This window comes from Brachybacterium vulturis, from assembly GCF_002407185.1.
GTDB lineage: Bacteria > Actinomycetota > Actinomycetes > Actinomycetales > Dermabacteraceae > Brachybacterium > Brachybacterium vulturis.
The window spans coordinates 1,014,668-1,028,657 of the sequence record NZ_CP023563.1; the positions used below are offsets into that span (position 1 = coordinate 1,014,668).

The following is a 13,990-nucleotide window of genomic DNA, read 5'->3' on the forward strand; positions in this document are numbered from 1 at the left end:
ATACGAGTCTGAACAACTCGTATAATCCCAGGTCAGGAGCGCTTTTCTCGATATCGTCCACCGGCAGAGACCCCACCCCGATGACACCTCGAGGTGAGCGCTCCCGCAGCCCTGTGGGTGGGCTGCGGTCGGCTCGGCCTGCGAGCCGGGGCGGCGTTGGTGGGGGTCGGGGGGAGAGGTGCACGCTCTGCGCCGTGATGTGAGCGGCCCACCGGAGGGGTCCCGTGCCGGCGGGGTGGATCAGTTTCCGTCACCTGCGGAATGTGGAGCGTTGACCGGTCTGTCCCGGCCGGGGGATGACGTCACCGGACCAGACCACCAGAGGTTCGTGGTGCAAGACGTTGCGCGGGCGCACAAGGAGGTTTAGGATTGGCTAAAGTCGAGAGGGGGCTCGTAGCCGAGGGCGAGTGCTTCACCATCGAGTTCGCCGTGCGCACGAACGGTCGTTCCCCGGCCGCCGAGTTCCTGCGGGGCCTTCAGGACGGGGAGCCTGGTGCGAAGGGAGAAGCCCCACTGGCTCCCGATGAGCAGGTCGACATCTGGGCGTGGTTCCTCGAGGCGTGCGATCGCATCGCGCGGCGAGGGACCCGCCTCCGGGGCGGTCGTACAACCAGCTTCAGGACGGCGTCTGGGAGCTGAAGCATCGGGCGGCTCGGGTGACGTTCTTCGACACCGACGGATCCGGAGCGGATGATCCCACCATCGACTACGACTCCTACGCCGGTTTCCAGAGGCCGCGACCCTGGCCGGACGATTTCGAGGACATCTTGAGGCTCAGCACGGGCTTCATGAAGAGAGCACAGAAGACCCCTCCCAAGGAGATCGGCTTCGCGAGACTTGTGAGACAGGAGGACCTGCGCCATGACAAGCACTGAACCGCGCCGCTCGCTGATCGAGCAGCTGCGAAGGGAGCGCCGTCAGGATGCCGCCGCTGCTCGCGCGGCGGTGCGTGCCGTGGGCCTGATGAACGAAGCGCACGCGATGAGCGAGCTATCCACTCGACGTGACCTCGCGGAGGCTATGGGAGTCTCCGAGGGCCGGATCTCGCAACTCCTGAATGGTGACGGAAACGTTCGGGTGTCCACACTGGCTCGACTGCTCAAGGCGTCAGGGTTCGACCTCGAACTCGCTCTCGCCGGCGTGCCGGACGCGCCCCGCAAGAAGCCGCGACGGTCACGCCGGCAGACCTCTGCCGGCGACGATCCGACGTACCTCACCGTGCGCATGGAGACGGCGGTGAGCGAGGGATCGGAGGGCCCAGGTGTCCAGCGACATCGCACCGTAGAGCTTTCCAGCCGCGATCCGCGGCACGAGACGATCGAGAGCGTCGTCGAGTGGACAGGGATCGTCGCTCCCGCGGGGGAGGAAGGCATGATGGCGATCCGTTACGTCGGAGAGGACTCGGCGCCCGCCGATTCCTCCGCACGGACCCGGGGTGATGCGCGTGTCTGACGGGGGTGCTGCAGTGGAAGACATCCAGCTCATCGCACTCGACGGTGAGCGCATCTACGACGACCTCCCGGCCGTGCGCGAGGTGGCGATCCGCGTGAAGGTGAACGTCCTGAACGACCCGGAGGCCCGGCTCACCCCTGTCCTGGCGACGCTTCTGCTGGACGTTTTCGCCGTTCACGACGGCGGGGCCGACGACGGATCCACTACCGGTGGCAGTGCGGGCCCCGCCGAGGACGCCTCGGAGCGCGGCCCGGTCTTCTCGGGGCGGGTCACTTTCCGTATCGATGCGGAGCGCCGGTCGGACGGTGACGAGGAATGGGTCCCCGCCGTCTTCGCTGAGGCATGGCCGTATCTGCGATCCCAGCTCATCGCACATGCGCAGATTCTGGGGATGGGGCGGATCCCCGTCCCACTCCGGGCTCCCGAGAACCTGGCGCGAGAACCGCGCGCCGACGACGAGTGAGGACCTCGCCCGCGCCCACGTTGCCCTGCTCCTGGGTGAACGGGCCGCCGTACGCGGAGGTCAGCTGATCGAAGATGCCCTTCTTCGACATGTTCATGGTGGAGGAGAAGGACTCGTCCTGCGTCGACGCAGACGTGTGATCGGCCGGGACCTCGGAGCCCTCCACCGGTGCGTCCTCGGCAGGCGCGCCCTCCTCGGCCGGTGCGTCCTGCTCGGCTGCTGCGCCGGCAGCCCGGCGAACCTCTCCTACCAGCAACCGGGCTCGACTCATGCATCATGGTGCTCGCCCTCGGCGTCGCGGGCATCCGCGAGATCGGCTATCGCGCCGATCGGGCCCGGCTCACCAGCTCCTCGAGCGGCGTCGCTGCCCGGTCGCGTCCGAGAGCGGCAGGGTGGGTTCCTCGGCGCGGGAGACGATTGCACGGGGCGCGTATTCTGCCACGAGCCGACGCATCGCCTCGACCAGAGCCGGGACCTCGGAGGGAACGATGTCCTCCCGGACCGTGCCGCTGAGCAACACGGTCCTGGCGCCCATGCCGGCTTCGAGAGAGGTGCCGTAGAGGGCGCAGCGGAACTGGGCCACTGCGCAGCGTCACCGGCCCAGCAGCTGCGCGAAGAATCCCTTCGTCGGTGCGACCTCGGGATGGCCCGGGCAGCGCTGCGCGGTGGGCACGCCCTCGAGGGCCTGCTCGATGTGCTCACCGCAGCCGGCCCAGGTGGTCTTTTTGCAGGTGGAACAGGTGATGGGTCGGCACATGTCAGGCGGTCCTCTCGGCGGGGGCGGTCCGGGACTGCTCAGCGCTCCAGCGGGCCCACCCGGCGAAGCTGCCGTCGAGCTCGATGATGTCGAAGCCGGCGCGGCGCAGGGTCGAGGCGGCCACGGTGTTGCGCAGCCCGGACTGGCAGAAGGTCACGATCGGTCCGGAGTCCGGTTCCGGCAGCTCGCTCTGGTGGAACAGCACCTTCCCGCAGGAGAGCTGCTGGGCACCGGGGATGGTGCCGCCGGCGAACTCGTTGCGGGTGCGCACATCCACCAGCGGCACGTCACCCAGTCCCTCGAGCTCGGCGGGGGAGATGACCGACGGGACGGTGCTGGGCAGGCCCTCGAGCGAGGGGACGTACCCGATCAGGGAGTCGATGCCCACGCGCACGAAGTGGTCGCCATACACAGCCGCGTGCTCGGCGTCCCGGGCGAGCACCACCAGCTGCGCCTCATCGGTGTCCGGGTCGAAGGCCCAGGCGATGTGGCCGGCGGCCTTGGAGAGCATCGGGATGTTCAGCGCCCCGGGCACGGTGCCGGCGTGGACCTCGGCGAGGGGTCGGGTGTCGATCAGGGCCAGGTCGCCGCTGTCGAGTCCGCGCATCAGCTCCTCGGCCGAGACCTCGCGGGGCAGCACGCGCTCGCCGAGCAGGGCGGGGCCCTCCTGGTTCTGCCGCTTCATCCTCGCGAAGTAGGCGTGGGCGTCGGGCTGGCCGTCCAGCAGCTCATCGATGAAGCCCTGCTCGTCGTCGTTCTTCAGGTGCGGGGCCCACCAGGCGAAGCTGCGCTCATAGCCCACGGTGGTCGAGGGCAGGGAACCGATCGCCTTGCCGCAGGCGGAGCCGGCGCCGTGGCCGGGGAACACCTGGACATGATCGGGCAGGGTGAGGAACACGTCCTGCAGCGAGGCGAACAGCTGTTTCGCGCCGGCGAAGCGGGTGTTCTCCATGCCCACGGCCTCGTCCAGCAGATCCGGCCGGCCCAGGTCCCCGGAGAACACGAAGTCGCCGGTGAGGATGTAGCCGGGCTCGTCCGCGAAGGCGCCGTCGGTGACCAGGTAGCTCAGGTGCTCCGGGGTGTGGCCCGGGGTGTGGCGGGCAGTGATCGTGATGTTGCCGAGCTCGATCGTGTCGTGGTCACCCAGGCGCTCGGCCTCGAAGCCGTACTGCCAGTCCTCGCCACCGGTGCCGGGCACAAAGGCGGTCGCGCCGGTGGCGGCGGCCAGCTCCCGCACGCCGGAGAGGAAGTCCGCGTGCAGGTGGGTCTCGGTGACTGCGGTGATCGTGAGGCCGTGCTGCGCGGCGAGGTCCAGGTACACCTGGATGTCGCGCCGCGGGTCCACCACGATCGCCTCGCCGCTGGCCTGGCAGGCGATCAGGTAGCTGGTCTGGGACAGGTCCTCGTCATAGATCCGTTCGAGAAGCATGATTCCTCCTGGTCGCAGGGCGCACACGGCAGTGGATGCAGATGCTTCGAGGGTAGATCCTGCGCCCGAGAAGCGGGAGGGTTGCGCGTAGCGTGGAGATGGCCAGCGGGTGGCGGCGGCGCCATTCGCGCAGGATGCGAGGGGAGAGAACGCGATGACCGAGCCCGAGCCCTTCGAGGTCTACGAGGAGGGGGTCTACCTCCACGGCACCAAGGCACAGCTGGTGCCGGGGGAGCTGCTCACCCCGGCCCAGCCCTCGAACTTCCGGGAGGACGCTCCGCTGCGGCACGTCTACGTCACCGCGACCCTGCACGCCGCGGCCTGGGGAGCCCAGCTCGCCCGCGGCGCTGCCGAGCCCCGCATCTACGTGGTGGAGCCGACGGGGGAGCTCGAGGACGACCCGAACGTCACCGACACGAGGTTCCCCGGGAACCCGACCCGGTCCTATCGCACGCTCGAGCCGGTGCGGGTGGTGCGCAAGCTCGAGGACTGGCCGCGGCACAGCGAGCAGAGCGTGCGGGCCATGCAGGAAGGGCTGGCCGAACTGCGGCGGGCGGGGAAGGACGAGATCATCGACTGACGGCCCCGTGGGCCCTGCCGATCGGTCAATGGCCCACCACCAGCGCCTCGCCGCCGCTCACAGCATCTGGCCCCACACGGATCTCACTGCGCGCGCACGGTCAGCACGGGGCAGTGAGCATGGGTGATGCACTCCAGGCTGACCGACCCCAGGATCAGCGCCGCGAACTCTCCGTGACCACGGGTGCCGAGCACGAGCAGCTGCGCGTCCTCGGAGGCGGCGATCAGCGCGGGCGCCGGGCGACCGTGGGTGAGGCGGCGCGTGGCGGTGACCGGGCAGCCGCCGGGGAACGCCCGCTCGATCGCTGCCTCCTGCTGCTGTCCGGCCTCGGTCCGGAAGATCTCGGCGTCACCGGCGATGGCTCCGGTATAGAAATCCGGGGCCTTCCAGCAGGTGATGATGAGCAGCTCTGTCTGCAGGGTCGCGGCGTACTCGGCAGCGGTGCGCAGCGCCAGGAGGGACGACTCGGAGCCGTCGACGGCGGCGATCACGCGGGCAGGTGCGGTGGAGGTCATGGGGATGTCCTTGCGTCTGTCGTGTGTGGTGGGCTCGGGTGCGGGACCCGGCGTGGGAGCGGCGTGCTCAGGCCAGGAGGCCGCTGATCTGGACGCCGGTGAAAGCGATCCCGGCGACCAGCACCGTCGACATCGCGGCCAGGATGAACGGGCGGGCCCCGACATGCACGAGGTTGCGGATCTTCACCCCGCAGCCGAGGCCGAACATCGCCGCGGACAGCAGCGCCGTCTGCAGCAGGCCGCCGATGTCGAGCACGACGGAGGGCAGGGGGAGGGTGGAGCGCAGGATGACCATGAGCAGGAAGCCGAGGATGAACACCGGCACGATCGGCGGCTTCTTGCCCTCGGTCGAGGAGTGCCCGAGCCGGCGCTGACGGACGCTGAGGATCGCGACGATCGGGGCCAGCATGAGCACGCGCGCGAGCTTCACGATGACCGCGACTCCCAGCGCGCCGCCGCCGATGATGCCTCCGGCGGCGACCACCTGGGCGATCTCGTGGATCGAGCCACCGGCCCACATCCCGTTGAGATAGGGGTCCATGCCGAGCATCTGGCCGGCGAAGGGGATGAGCGGGATCATCAGCGTCCCGAAGATGACCACGAGCGCGACCGCGGTGACCACGTCCTCCTCGTCGGAGTCGGTCACCCCTTCGACGCCGGCGACCGCAGCGGCCCCGCAGATCGAGAACCCGCAGGCGATGAGCAGCGCCTGCCCGGAGCGCATCTTCAGCAGCCGGCCCATCGCCACCGTGCCGAGCAGACCGCCGCCGACGATGCACACGATGACCACCAGCATCGGTGCGCCGAGCGAGAGGATGTCGGAGATCACCAGCTGCAGGCCGAGGAAGACGATGCCCAGACGCAGCAGCTTCTTGGCCGCCAGCGTGATCCCGGGAGAGGTCGAAGCGGGCAGACGGACCACGTTCGTCAGCGCGATCCCGGCGACGATCGCGACGATCAGCGGGCTCACGCCGGGCAGGACGGCGTTGACGGTCATCGCGATGAGGGTCGCGCCGGCGCAGAGCAGGAGGCCGGGGACGTACTTCTGCACCTTCCCGGCACGGACGGGAGCGGTGGTGGAGGGTGGGGCGGGGGTGCGTTGGAGCATGCGAGGAGTCTTTCAGCGGCCAGGGCGTGGCCGGCAGTTGTCAATCACCATGCCGGGGCATACGGTTTCGATATGGGAGTGACGAAGGACTGGTGGCCGAACCTCCGCACGCTCGCGCTGTTCGTCGCGGTGGTGGAGGAGGGCAGCGTCGGTGCGGGCGCGCGTCGGGTGGGCATGGCGCAATCCAATGCGAGCCGGACCCTTGCGGAGCTCGAGGCGTCCGTCGGGCTCGCCCTGCTCGAGAGACGCCCGGCCGGAGCGGTGCCCACACCGTCCGGCCGGGCGCTCGCCGGGCACGCGCGCGAGGTGCTCGAGTCGGTCGAAGGATTGCGGGACTGGGCGATCCAGACGGGCGACGCACCGCCCACCCGGCTGCGGGTGGGGGCCAGCATGACGATCGCGGAGACCCTGTTGCCGGCGTGGCTGGCCGCGGTCCGTGCACGGGTGCCGGGCACGCGGATCGACGTCTCCGTGCTGAACTCGTCACAGGTCATCGACCAGGTGCAGCAGGGCCACCTCCAGCTCGGCTTCGTCGAGACGCCGCACGTGCCCGTCCGTCTGCACGTGCGGGTGGTGCAGGAGGACGAGCTCCTCGTCGCGATCGGCCCGCACCACGAGTGGGCCTCGCGCACGGGCCAGATCTCCCTGCGCGAGCTGGCCGCGACGCCGCTGGTGGTGCGCGAGCCGGGCTCGGGGACCCGGGAGGCGCTGCAGGAGCTGCTGGCCGAGCACGTGCCCGTCGAGCCGGCGCAGGTGCTCAGCAGCAATGCCGCGGTGCGGGTCGCGGTGGCGGCGGGCGTGGGACCGGCCGTGCTGAGCGAGCTGGCCCTGCGTGATCACCTCGCGCGAGGTCATCTGCTGCGGGTGCCCTTCGAGGGTCGCGGCATCACGCGGCCGCTGACCGCGGTGTGGTCCGGGCCGCGGCGGCTGACGGGCCTCGCCGGTGAGCTGGTCGCGGTGGCCGCCGCGTCCTGAGCGAGCAGGGACGGTGCGGGGTGGCCGCGCCGTGCGGTGTCCCGGGCGCGGGTGCGCTCCGCAGGGCCGGCTCACCGCAGCAGGAGCAGCTGGCGCAGCCACGGCACATGCTCGCCGAGCACCGCGAGAAGGCCGTCGCCGAGCACGGCGAGACCTGCGAGGGCGAGCAGGACGGCGAGCGCCGTCTGCAGGGCGCGGCGGTGGGGACCGAACACCTCCACCACCCGCGTGACGAGCAGCTCGTGCTTGCCGAACAGTGCCGTGCCGAGCACGGCGCACAGTGGTGCCTGGTAGAGCAGGTTCCACAGCACCAGCAGCGCCACCTGCAGGGGGAGGCGCGGCTCCTGGGAGGCCATGCCGACGGCGATCGTGAACCCGGGATCGGCCAGCGCGGTCGCGGAGAATCCGACGCCCGCGAGGATCAGCGGGGCGGTGGCCAGACGCTTCGGCGTGGAGCGCCGCTCGAGCCGGTTGTGCGGCAGCGGCGGGCGGGAGGCGGCCCGGAACTGGTGGACGCTGAAGCCGACCAGGGCGAGCCCCACCACGATCTCCACCGCGCCGATCGCGTTGTTCGAATCCAGCACGGGGCGCAGCCAGCGGTTCAGCAGCGCGAGCAGGGGGCGCAGGATCAGTGTCGCCGCGATGATGACCACCGTGTACCCGGCCACGAAGGCCAGCAGATGCCGCACCGTGCCGCCGCGCAGCAGCACGCTGATGGCTATGGCGCCGCCCAGTACGTCCATCGTCACCACCGCGAGCCCGAAGAAGGCGAGGATCCCGACGAACGTCATGACCGAAGGGTGCCAGATGCCGGGGTGGCGATACGACGGGGCGAACCCCCTCCCGAGGCGCGGGATTCCTGTACCTGCTGCGTGGAGGATCCGCATGCGGGAGGATGAGCACCGGTAGGAGAGGGCCCGACGGAAAGTGAGGACGCGATGACCGAACCGGTCCCCTTCGAGATCTACGAGGAGGGCGTCTACCTTCACGGCACCCGGGCCGTGAACCACACCGACCAGCGCCTGCCCGGCAACCCGACGCGGTCCTACCGCACCCTGGACCCGGTGCGCGAGCGAAGGCGGGTCGGTCCTGATCCTGTGTGCGATCCGGTACTTTGTTGATGATTGACTGAAAGTGACGGGTAGAATCCCGCGGAGCCATCGTTCCGACGCTCACGTGGAGAAGGAGGACTGTGCCGAGCCCGTACCGGATCGTGCGTAACGCGCGCCTCCTCCTGCAATCAGCCGCGCAACACCTGGTGGACGACCCCGCCCTGCTCGTTGTGCAGGTCAGTCGGAGGCTCCCCCTCCGGGCTCGCGTACTGGCCGGCGACATGGTGCGCGCCCTGGCCGGCAGACTCCCTGGATGTGCAGGTGCCGCCGCTCTGGGTGCGTTCATGGCAGGAGACGACGAGGCTGCGCATCGTCACGTCAGGCGTTCGGTGGGCTCCGGCTCGCGATTGGGCGGCGAAGTGGCAGTGCTGCTCGATCGATCGGATCTGCTGACTCCGGAGGCCGCGCCCGCGACCCGCGCGCGAGCAGCGTGGGCCCGTGGCGACCTCACCTCTTCTCTGCAGATCCTGCGCGGCTCCGGACGTGGAGAATCCCGGTATGCGCGACGGCTTCTCAGCGAGATCCGGCTCCTGAGCCCAGGTCACCGACTTTCCGTTCCACGTGGGGACGCATCCTGGGCCACTACTCGTGAAGAGGGCGCTCTGCGTGTCCTGCATCTGCTGACGAACTCCTTGCCGCACACGCAGTCGGGGTACTCATTGCGTTCCCACCGAATCCTCACCACGCTGCGGGATCAGAACATCGAGTCCGTGGCACTGACCCGGACGGGGTACCCGGTGATGGTGGGGCTGCTCGGGGCGGCAGAGGAGGATGCTGTCGACGGTATCCGGTATGTCCGGACGCTCCCCGCACGATTGCCGCAGACGCAGGAAGAACGTCTGGAGGCGGAAGCGAAACGGGCGATCGAACTGGTGGCCGAGTTCCGGCCCCATGTCATCCATGCGACTACGAACTACTACAACGCGCTCGTTGCTCAGGCAGTCTCCGCGGCAACAGGCATCCCCTGGGTGCTGGAGGTCCGCGGCCTGATGGAGAAGACGTGGGCGGCGTCGCACAGCTCACCCCGAGGCAGGCGGGCGGCGCTGAACTCGGAGAAGGCCCGATTGGTTGCGGCACGCGAGCGAGAGCTGGCATCCGATGCGAGCGCAGTCGTCACTCTCAGCGACACGATGCGAGCTGAGCTCGTCGACCGCGGCGTCGACGGGGCGGCCATCACCGTGGTGCCGAACGGGGTCGAGGAATCCTTGCTCACCACCCGCCGAACGCCGGCGGAAGCGCGAGCACTGCTCGGGGTCGGGATGGACGAGGCGTTCATCATCGGCGCAGTGAGCGCGCTCGTCGACTACGAGGGCTTGGATGTGCTCATCCGGGCGGTCGCCCGTCTCGTCGCCGACGCTTCGGTGCCGCAGTCTCTGCGTGACCGGCTGCGGGTGATAATCGTCGGAGACGGTCAGGCCGCACCCGGCCTGCGCGTTCTGGCCGAAGAACTCGGTATCGGAGAGCGTTTGATCATGCCGGGTCGGGTCTCCCGGCACGCTGCGCCGAACTGGGTGCAGGCATTGGACGTCGTGGCGATCCCTCGTCGTGACGTGGAGGTGGCGCGAACCGTCACTCCTCAGAAGCCGGTCGAGGCCATGGCGCTGGGGAGGCCCGTGATCGTCTCGGATCTCCCGGCGCTGATGGAGACCGTCACCGGAACCGGCGGAGAGATCTGCGCCTTGATTCATGAGGCCGACTCCGTCGAAGGCCTGGCTGATGCGATCATTGCTCTCGCGGTGGACCGGACCCGGGCGAATATCTTGGTCGAACGAGGGCTGAGCGCGGCAGCGGAGAGAACGTGGCCGGCGCTGATCCAGCGATACCGCACGATGTATGACGAAGTCATCACACAGGAGGAGAGCGCGCGTGGCCGATGATGCCAAGTCGCCGGCGACCATTGTGCAGGCGCTCCGCGACCAGGGGATGGACCCGACCGGTCTGACTCCGATCGGGGTGCGCCCACGCCTCGGTGAGTACATCGGTGAGCTGTGGAATCGGCGGCACTTCATCTGGATGGATGCGCGGCACCGCGTGGCCACACAGAACAGCCGCAATCGCCTGGGCAGCCTCTGGCTTCTGCTCAGACCACTGCTCGATGCCGCGATGTACTTCATCATCTTCGCAGTCATCCTCAAGGTGGACCGCGGGATGGAGAACTTCCCGGGCTTCATCATCATCGGCGTGCTGATGTTCCGTTCCACCATGCGGGCGATCAGCCAAGGGCCCAGCCAGCTGCACTCGGGAAAGGCGATGATCAGAGCTTTCGTCTTCCCTCGTGCAGCGTTGCCGATCTCCGCGGAGATCCGCGAAGCACTGCAGATGATCTTCACAATCGGAATCATGCTCGTGATGATCATCGTGGTCCCGCACCACGAGCAGCCCGAGTGGACGTGGTTCCTGGTGCCGGTGGTGTATGTCTTCCAGTTCGTGCTCAATCTCGGCCTGTCGCTGACCTTTGCACGCATCGGCTTCATCTTCCCGGACACCGTGCAGTTCATGTCCTTCGTGGCACGTTTCCTCATGTACGGCTCAGGGGTGATCTTCCCGATCGAGAAATTTGTGGATCGCCCTGCTCTGACGGCGATCATCGAGGCGAATCCGATCTATCACCTGATCCTGATGTACCGCGAGATCCTGATGGACGGGTCCATCCCGTCCGCAGAGCATTGGATGATCCTGGGTGCCTGGGCGGCAGGGCTGGCATTGTTCGGGTTCATCTTCTTCTGGCAGGGGGAGGAGACGTATGGCGCAGAACAGCGATGACAGCGAACGCTGGACAGCACCGGAGGAGTCGCCGCTGACTGTCGTGGCACACAATGTGCGGGTCCGCTACAAGGTGATGCGAACCGACAGGACGCGGCGTGACGACCTGCTCGGCAAGCTGCGACGCAAACGTATGGTTGCGGTCGCCGCTCTACGCGGCGTCACGTTCACTGCCCGTTCCGGTGAGTTCATCGGCATCATCGGCCGCAACGGATCGGGGAAGTCGACACTTCTGCGCGTGCTCGCAGGACTGGAGCCTCCCAGTTCGGGAACCGTGATGACGTCTGCAAACCCCATGCTGCTGGGTGTCAACGCGGCACTGATCCCCGATCTCACGGGAGCCGAGAACATCAAACTGGGCGCTCTCGCCATGGGACTCACCCCGCAGCAGTCCAAAGAAGTGTTCGACGACGTCGTGGAGCTCTCCGCGTTGGGAGATGCGATCGATCTGCCAATGCGTACGTACTCCTCCGGGATGGGCTCGCGGCTGAAGTTCGCGATCTCGCTCGCGGCGAACCCCTCGATACTGATGATCGACGAAGCGCTCTCCACGGGTGACGCCACGTTCGCCGAACGCTCCAAGAAGGCGATGGACTCCATGCTCGAGAAGGCCGGCACGGTCTTCCTGGTCAATCACGCAGCACAGACGATCGAGAACATGTGCTCCCGCGCTATCTGGATGGAGCGCGGGCAGGTTGTGCTGGACGGTGATGCCGTCGAGGTGGCACGGAAGTATCGATGGTTCGCCCACAACCTCGCACAGGGCGACGAGGAGAAGGCGGCGAGTCTGCTGCGGGACGCGATCGAGGAGGGTGCCGAGCAGCGCCGCGCCTCCGAGTTCGCCCTCGCGCCGCCAAGCGCCATCAGCGCGCCGTCTCCCCGCAACGGACGGCGCAGACGCCCCACGCCCGAGCTCGAGCCCGACCCATTCATGAAGATCTTCGCCGAAGACTCCGAAGCGAGGCCCTTCCCAGCCAACCTCGAGCCCACCGACAAGGGACGCACCGACTAGGACCGCCAGGTTTCCTGCACACCAACACATCGAGAAGGAGCTTTCGTGGCACTTCGCATTATGACCATCTACGGCACTCGGCCAGAGGCCATCAAAGTCGCCCCTATCATCAAGGCAATCGAGCGGGCGGACGGCCTCGAAAATGTCATCGTGGTCACTGGCCAGCATCGGGAAATGCTTGACCAAGTTAATACCATCTTCCGCATCGTCCCGGACCACGATCTGAGCATTATGAGTGCAGGCCAGAGCCTTAATGGCATTGTGGCTAAGGTGATCTCCGGTGTCGACCAGATTTTGGCAACCGAGAAGCCGGACGTCGTGATAGTCCAAGGAGATACCTCCACAGTAATGGGTGCGGCAATCGCGACCTTCAATCGACAGATTCCCGTCGTCCACCTGGAGGCGGGGCTTCGTTCAGGTGACATAAATTCGCCTTTCCCTGAGGAAGCGAATCGGAAACTAACAAGTCAGATTGCGGCGCTTCACCTTGCGCCCACCTCGACCAGTAAGGCAAATCTGACGCGGGAAGATGTCAGCGAGAATGACATCGTCGTCACGGGAAACAGTGTGATCGATACGTTAATGTTCACGTCGAAGACTCTCGACGTACACTTCGATGACACGCGTTTGGAGGCGTTGCAGGAAGCCAAAGAGAGTGGCAACCTCACCAGCGTCCTTCTTGTGACGGCACACCGCCGTGAGAATTTGGGATCTGCCATGGAGCGGATCGGTGCTGCCATCGCTGACCTCGCGCGAAAGTACCCCGACCTCGCCATCGTTTTCCCCATCCACCTGAACCCTAAGGTGCGATCAGCAATTAGGCCAGCTGTCGAAGGGCTCGAGAACGTTCTCCTTGTAGAGCCACTTGCGTACGCACAATTCACTCGGATGCTCAGCATCGCAGATGTGGTTCTCACGGATTCGGGAGGGGTGCAGGAGGAAGCTCCCAGCCTCGGGAAACCAGTTCTCGTGATGCGCGAGAACACAGAGCGCCCCGAAGCCGTGGTCGCCGGAACCGTGAAACTAATTGGCACCCATCAGAATCGACTTGTCGACGAGGTTTCACTGCTGTTGGACTCGAAGGAGGCTTACAGCGGCATGGCTAACGCCGTCAATCCATACGGCGATGGAGGCGCAGCAAAGCGCACCATTGACGCGCTCAGGTGGAAGTTTTCGAACGGGCCTCGACCGATCGATTTCTAAGGACGATAGCTTGCAACCTGAACGAGGTTCGCTGAAGATTCCTACACTGCGAAAACGAGAAAAAGCAAATGCCTTCAAAAGCTATAAGCATTAGCGAGCTCGATGATCGGGGCGCAAACGCTTCAACCCTCCGCTCCTTAGACGAAATTGACGACCTTCCCGATCGAAGTGCCGTTGGAATCGAGATACCCATCGGACGAGGGCTTCAGCTTCAAGCACTCGTACTAAAAAAAGCTCGGGGGTTGCCCGTTGTCGCGCAGTTTCACGGCGCTTTAGATAAATCCAAGTACGCCCCCCCGCGTTTTGAGCGCCTCGCGACTTTAAGGGACCTGGAAGTCAACTCAATTTTTTTCGCCGATCCCACGATCATGTTGCACAGCGGTCTGCAGTTGGCGTGGTATACAGCTTGGATCGAGTTTGACTTACATGCCCTCATTGGAAGGGTAGTGAGCAAGATCGCCGCAAAACTCGGCGGGGGGAGAGTGATAACAGCCGGGTCTTCGGGCGGGGGCTTCGCGGCACTGCAGGTAGCCCCGCACGTTCGAGGTTCAATTGCTGTACCCATGAATCCCCAGACCGCTATCCCTCGTTACCGAGTGGAGGGAGTCCACATGGGTCCTC

Annotated in this window: 17 protein-coding genes; 10 read left to right on the top strand and 7 right to left on the bottom strand. The window is 66.8% G+C overall.

Features of this window, described 5'->3' with window-relative positions; all coding sequences use genetic code 11:
* The first annotated feature begins 656 nt into the window (after nucleotides 1-656).
* From CFK38_RS04550 to CFK38_RS17270, 3 genes are read left to right on the top strand one after another with little or no spacing between them, the layout of a single operon-like run.
* Entirely contained in the window at nucleotides 657-875 is a 219-nt protein-coding gene (locus CFK38_RS04550; RefSeq protein ID WP_096802014.1) for a hypothetical protein, read from the top strand.
* Nucleotides 862-1,452, top strand: a complete 591-nt coding sequence (locus CFK38_RS04555) for a helix-turn-helix domain-containing protein (RefSeq protein ID WP_096802015.1) — start codon at nucleotides 862-864, stop codon at nucleotides 1,450-1,452. Before CFK38_RS04550 ends, CFK38_RS04555 begins: the two co-directional genes overlap by 14 nt.
* Nucleotides 1,453-1,465: 13 nt before the next feature.
* Nucleotides 1,466-1,915 carry a hypothetical protein gene (locus CFK38_RS17270; protein WP_172895746.1) on the top strand — a complete coding sequence of 150 codons (450 nt, stop codon included), beginning with the start codon at nucleotides 1,466-1,468 and terminating at the stop codon, nucleotides 1,913-1,915.
* Here CFK38_RS17270 and CFK38_RS17875 read toward each other — a convergent pair.
* The 4 genes from CFK38_RS17875 to CFK38_RS04580 form a co-directional block, all read right to left on the bottom strand.
* On the bottom strand, nucleotides 1,818-2,186 hold the full coding sequence (locus tag CFK38_RS17875; protein WP_096802017.1) for an Ltp family lipoprotein: 369 nt from the start codon (nucleotides 2,184-2,186) through the stop codon (nucleotides 1,818-1,820). The genes CFK38_RS17270 and CFK38_RS17875 overlap by 98 nt on opposite strands.
* Before the next feature lie 69 nt (nucleotides 2,187-2,255).
* Entirely contained in the window at nucleotides 2,256-2,498 is a 243-nt protein-coding gene (locus CFK38_RS04570; protein WP_096802018.1) for a hypothetical protein, read from the bottom strand.
* A gap of 9 nt (nucleotides 2,499-2,507) precedes the next feature.
* Complete coding sequence (locus CFK38_RS17275) at nucleotides 2,508-2,672, bottom strand: hypothetical protein (protein WP_096802019.1); 165 nt, start codon at nucleotides 2,670-2,672, stop codon at nucleotides 2,508-2,510.
* Between the two features lies 1 nt (nucleotide 2,673).
* The gene (locus tag CFK38_RS04580; RefSeq protein ID WP_096802020.1) at nucleotides 2,674-4,101 is read right to left on the bottom strand and encodes an MBL fold metallo-hydrolase; all 1,428 of its coding nucleotides are present in this window, start codon (nucleotides 4,099-4,101) and stop codon (nucleotides 2,674-2,676) included.
* 154 nt (nucleotides 4,102-4,255) lie between these two features.
* On the opposite strand from CFK38_RS04580, the gene arr reads away from it, so the two are divergent.
* Nucleotides 4,256-4,681: an NAD(+)--rifampin ADP-ribosyltransferase gene (gene arr / locus CFK38_RS04585; RefSeq protein ID WP_096802021.1), complete on the top strand. Its 426-nt coding sequence runs from the start codon at nucleotides 4,256-4,258 to the stop codon at nucleotides 4,679-4,681.
* An 83-nt stretch (nucleotides 4,682-4,764) separates the two neighbouring features.
* Here arr and CFK38_RS04590 read toward each other — a convergent pair whose 3' ends face one another.
* Entirely contained in the window at nucleotides 4,765-5,196 is a 432-nt protein-coding gene (locus CFK38_RS04590; protein WP_157773349.1) for a universal stress protein, read from the bottom strand.
* Between the two features lie 67 nt (nucleotides 5,197-5,263).
* A complete protein-coding gene (locus tag CFK38_RS04595) occupies nucleotides 5,264-6,304 on the bottom strand; it encodes a YeiH family protein (protein ID WP_096802023.1) in 1,041 nt (346 codons plus the stop codon).
* A gap of 72 nt (nucleotides 6,305-6,376) precedes the next feature.
* Here CFK38_RS04595 and CFK38_RS04600 point away from each other — a divergent pair, with 72 nt between their 5' ends.
* On the top strand, nucleotides 6,377-7,279 hold the full coding sequence (locus CFK38_RS04600) for a LysR family transcriptional regulator (protein ID WP_096802024.1): 903 nt from the start codon (nucleotides 6,377-6,379) through the stop codon (nucleotides 7,277-7,279).
* A gap of 71 nt (nucleotides 7,280-7,350) precedes the next feature.
* Here CFK38_RS04600 and CFK38_RS04605 read toward each other — a convergent pair whose 3' ends face one another.
* On the bottom strand, nucleotides 7,351-8,070 hold the full coding sequence (locus CFK38_RS04605; protein WP_096802025.1) for a hypothetical protein: 720 nt from the start codon (nucleotides 8,068-8,070) through the stop codon (nucleotides 7,351-7,353).
* Nucleotides 8,071-8,217: 147 nt separating this feature from the next.
* Between CFK38_RS04605 and CFK38_RS04610 the strand changes: the two genes are divergently transcribed.
* The 5 genes from CFK38_RS04610 (at nucleotide 8,218) to wecB (ending at nucleotide 13,369) form a co-directional block, all read left to right on the top strand.
* Nucleotides 8,218-8,400 carry an NAD(+)--rifampin ADP-ribosyltransferase gene (locus CFK38_RS04610; protein WP_096802026.1) on the top strand — a complete coding sequence of 61 codons (183 nt, stop codon included), beginning with the start codon at nucleotides 8,218-8,220 and terminating at the stop codon, nucleotides 8,398-8,400.
* Between the two features lie 71 nt (nucleotides 8,401-8,471).
* A complete protein-coding gene (locus tag CFK38_RS04615; RefSeq protein WP_096802027.1) occupies nucleotides 8,472-10,268 on the top strand; it encodes a glycosyltransferase in 1,797 nt (598 codons plus the stop codon).
* Nucleotides 10,258-11,154, top strand: a complete 897-nt coding sequence (locus CFK38_RS04620; protein WP_157773350.1) for an ABC transporter permease — start codon at nucleotides 10,258-10,260, stop codon at nucleotides 11,152-11,154. The genes CFK38_RS04615 and CFK38_RS04620 overlap by 11 nt, the downstream gene beginning before the upstream one ends.
* The gene (locus CFK38_RS04625; protein WP_096802029.1) at nucleotides 11,135-12,166 is read left to right on the top strand and encodes an ABC transporter ATP-binding protein; all 1,032 of its coding nucleotides are present in this window, start codon (nucleotides 11,135-11,137) and stop codon (nucleotides 12,164-12,166) included. The genes CFK38_RS04620 and CFK38_RS04625 overlap by 20 nt, the downstream gene beginning before the upstream one ends.
* Nucleotides 12,167-12,211: 45 nt before the next feature.
* Nucleotides 12,212-13,369: a non-hydrolyzing UDP-N-acetylglucosamine 2-epimerase gene (wecB, locus tag CFK38_RS04630; RefSeq protein WP_096802030.1), complete on the top strand. Its 1,158-nt coding sequence runs from the start codon at nucleotides 12,212-12,214 to the stop codon at nucleotides 13,367-13,369.
* Nucleotides 13,370-13,990 lie beyond the last annotated feature (621 nt).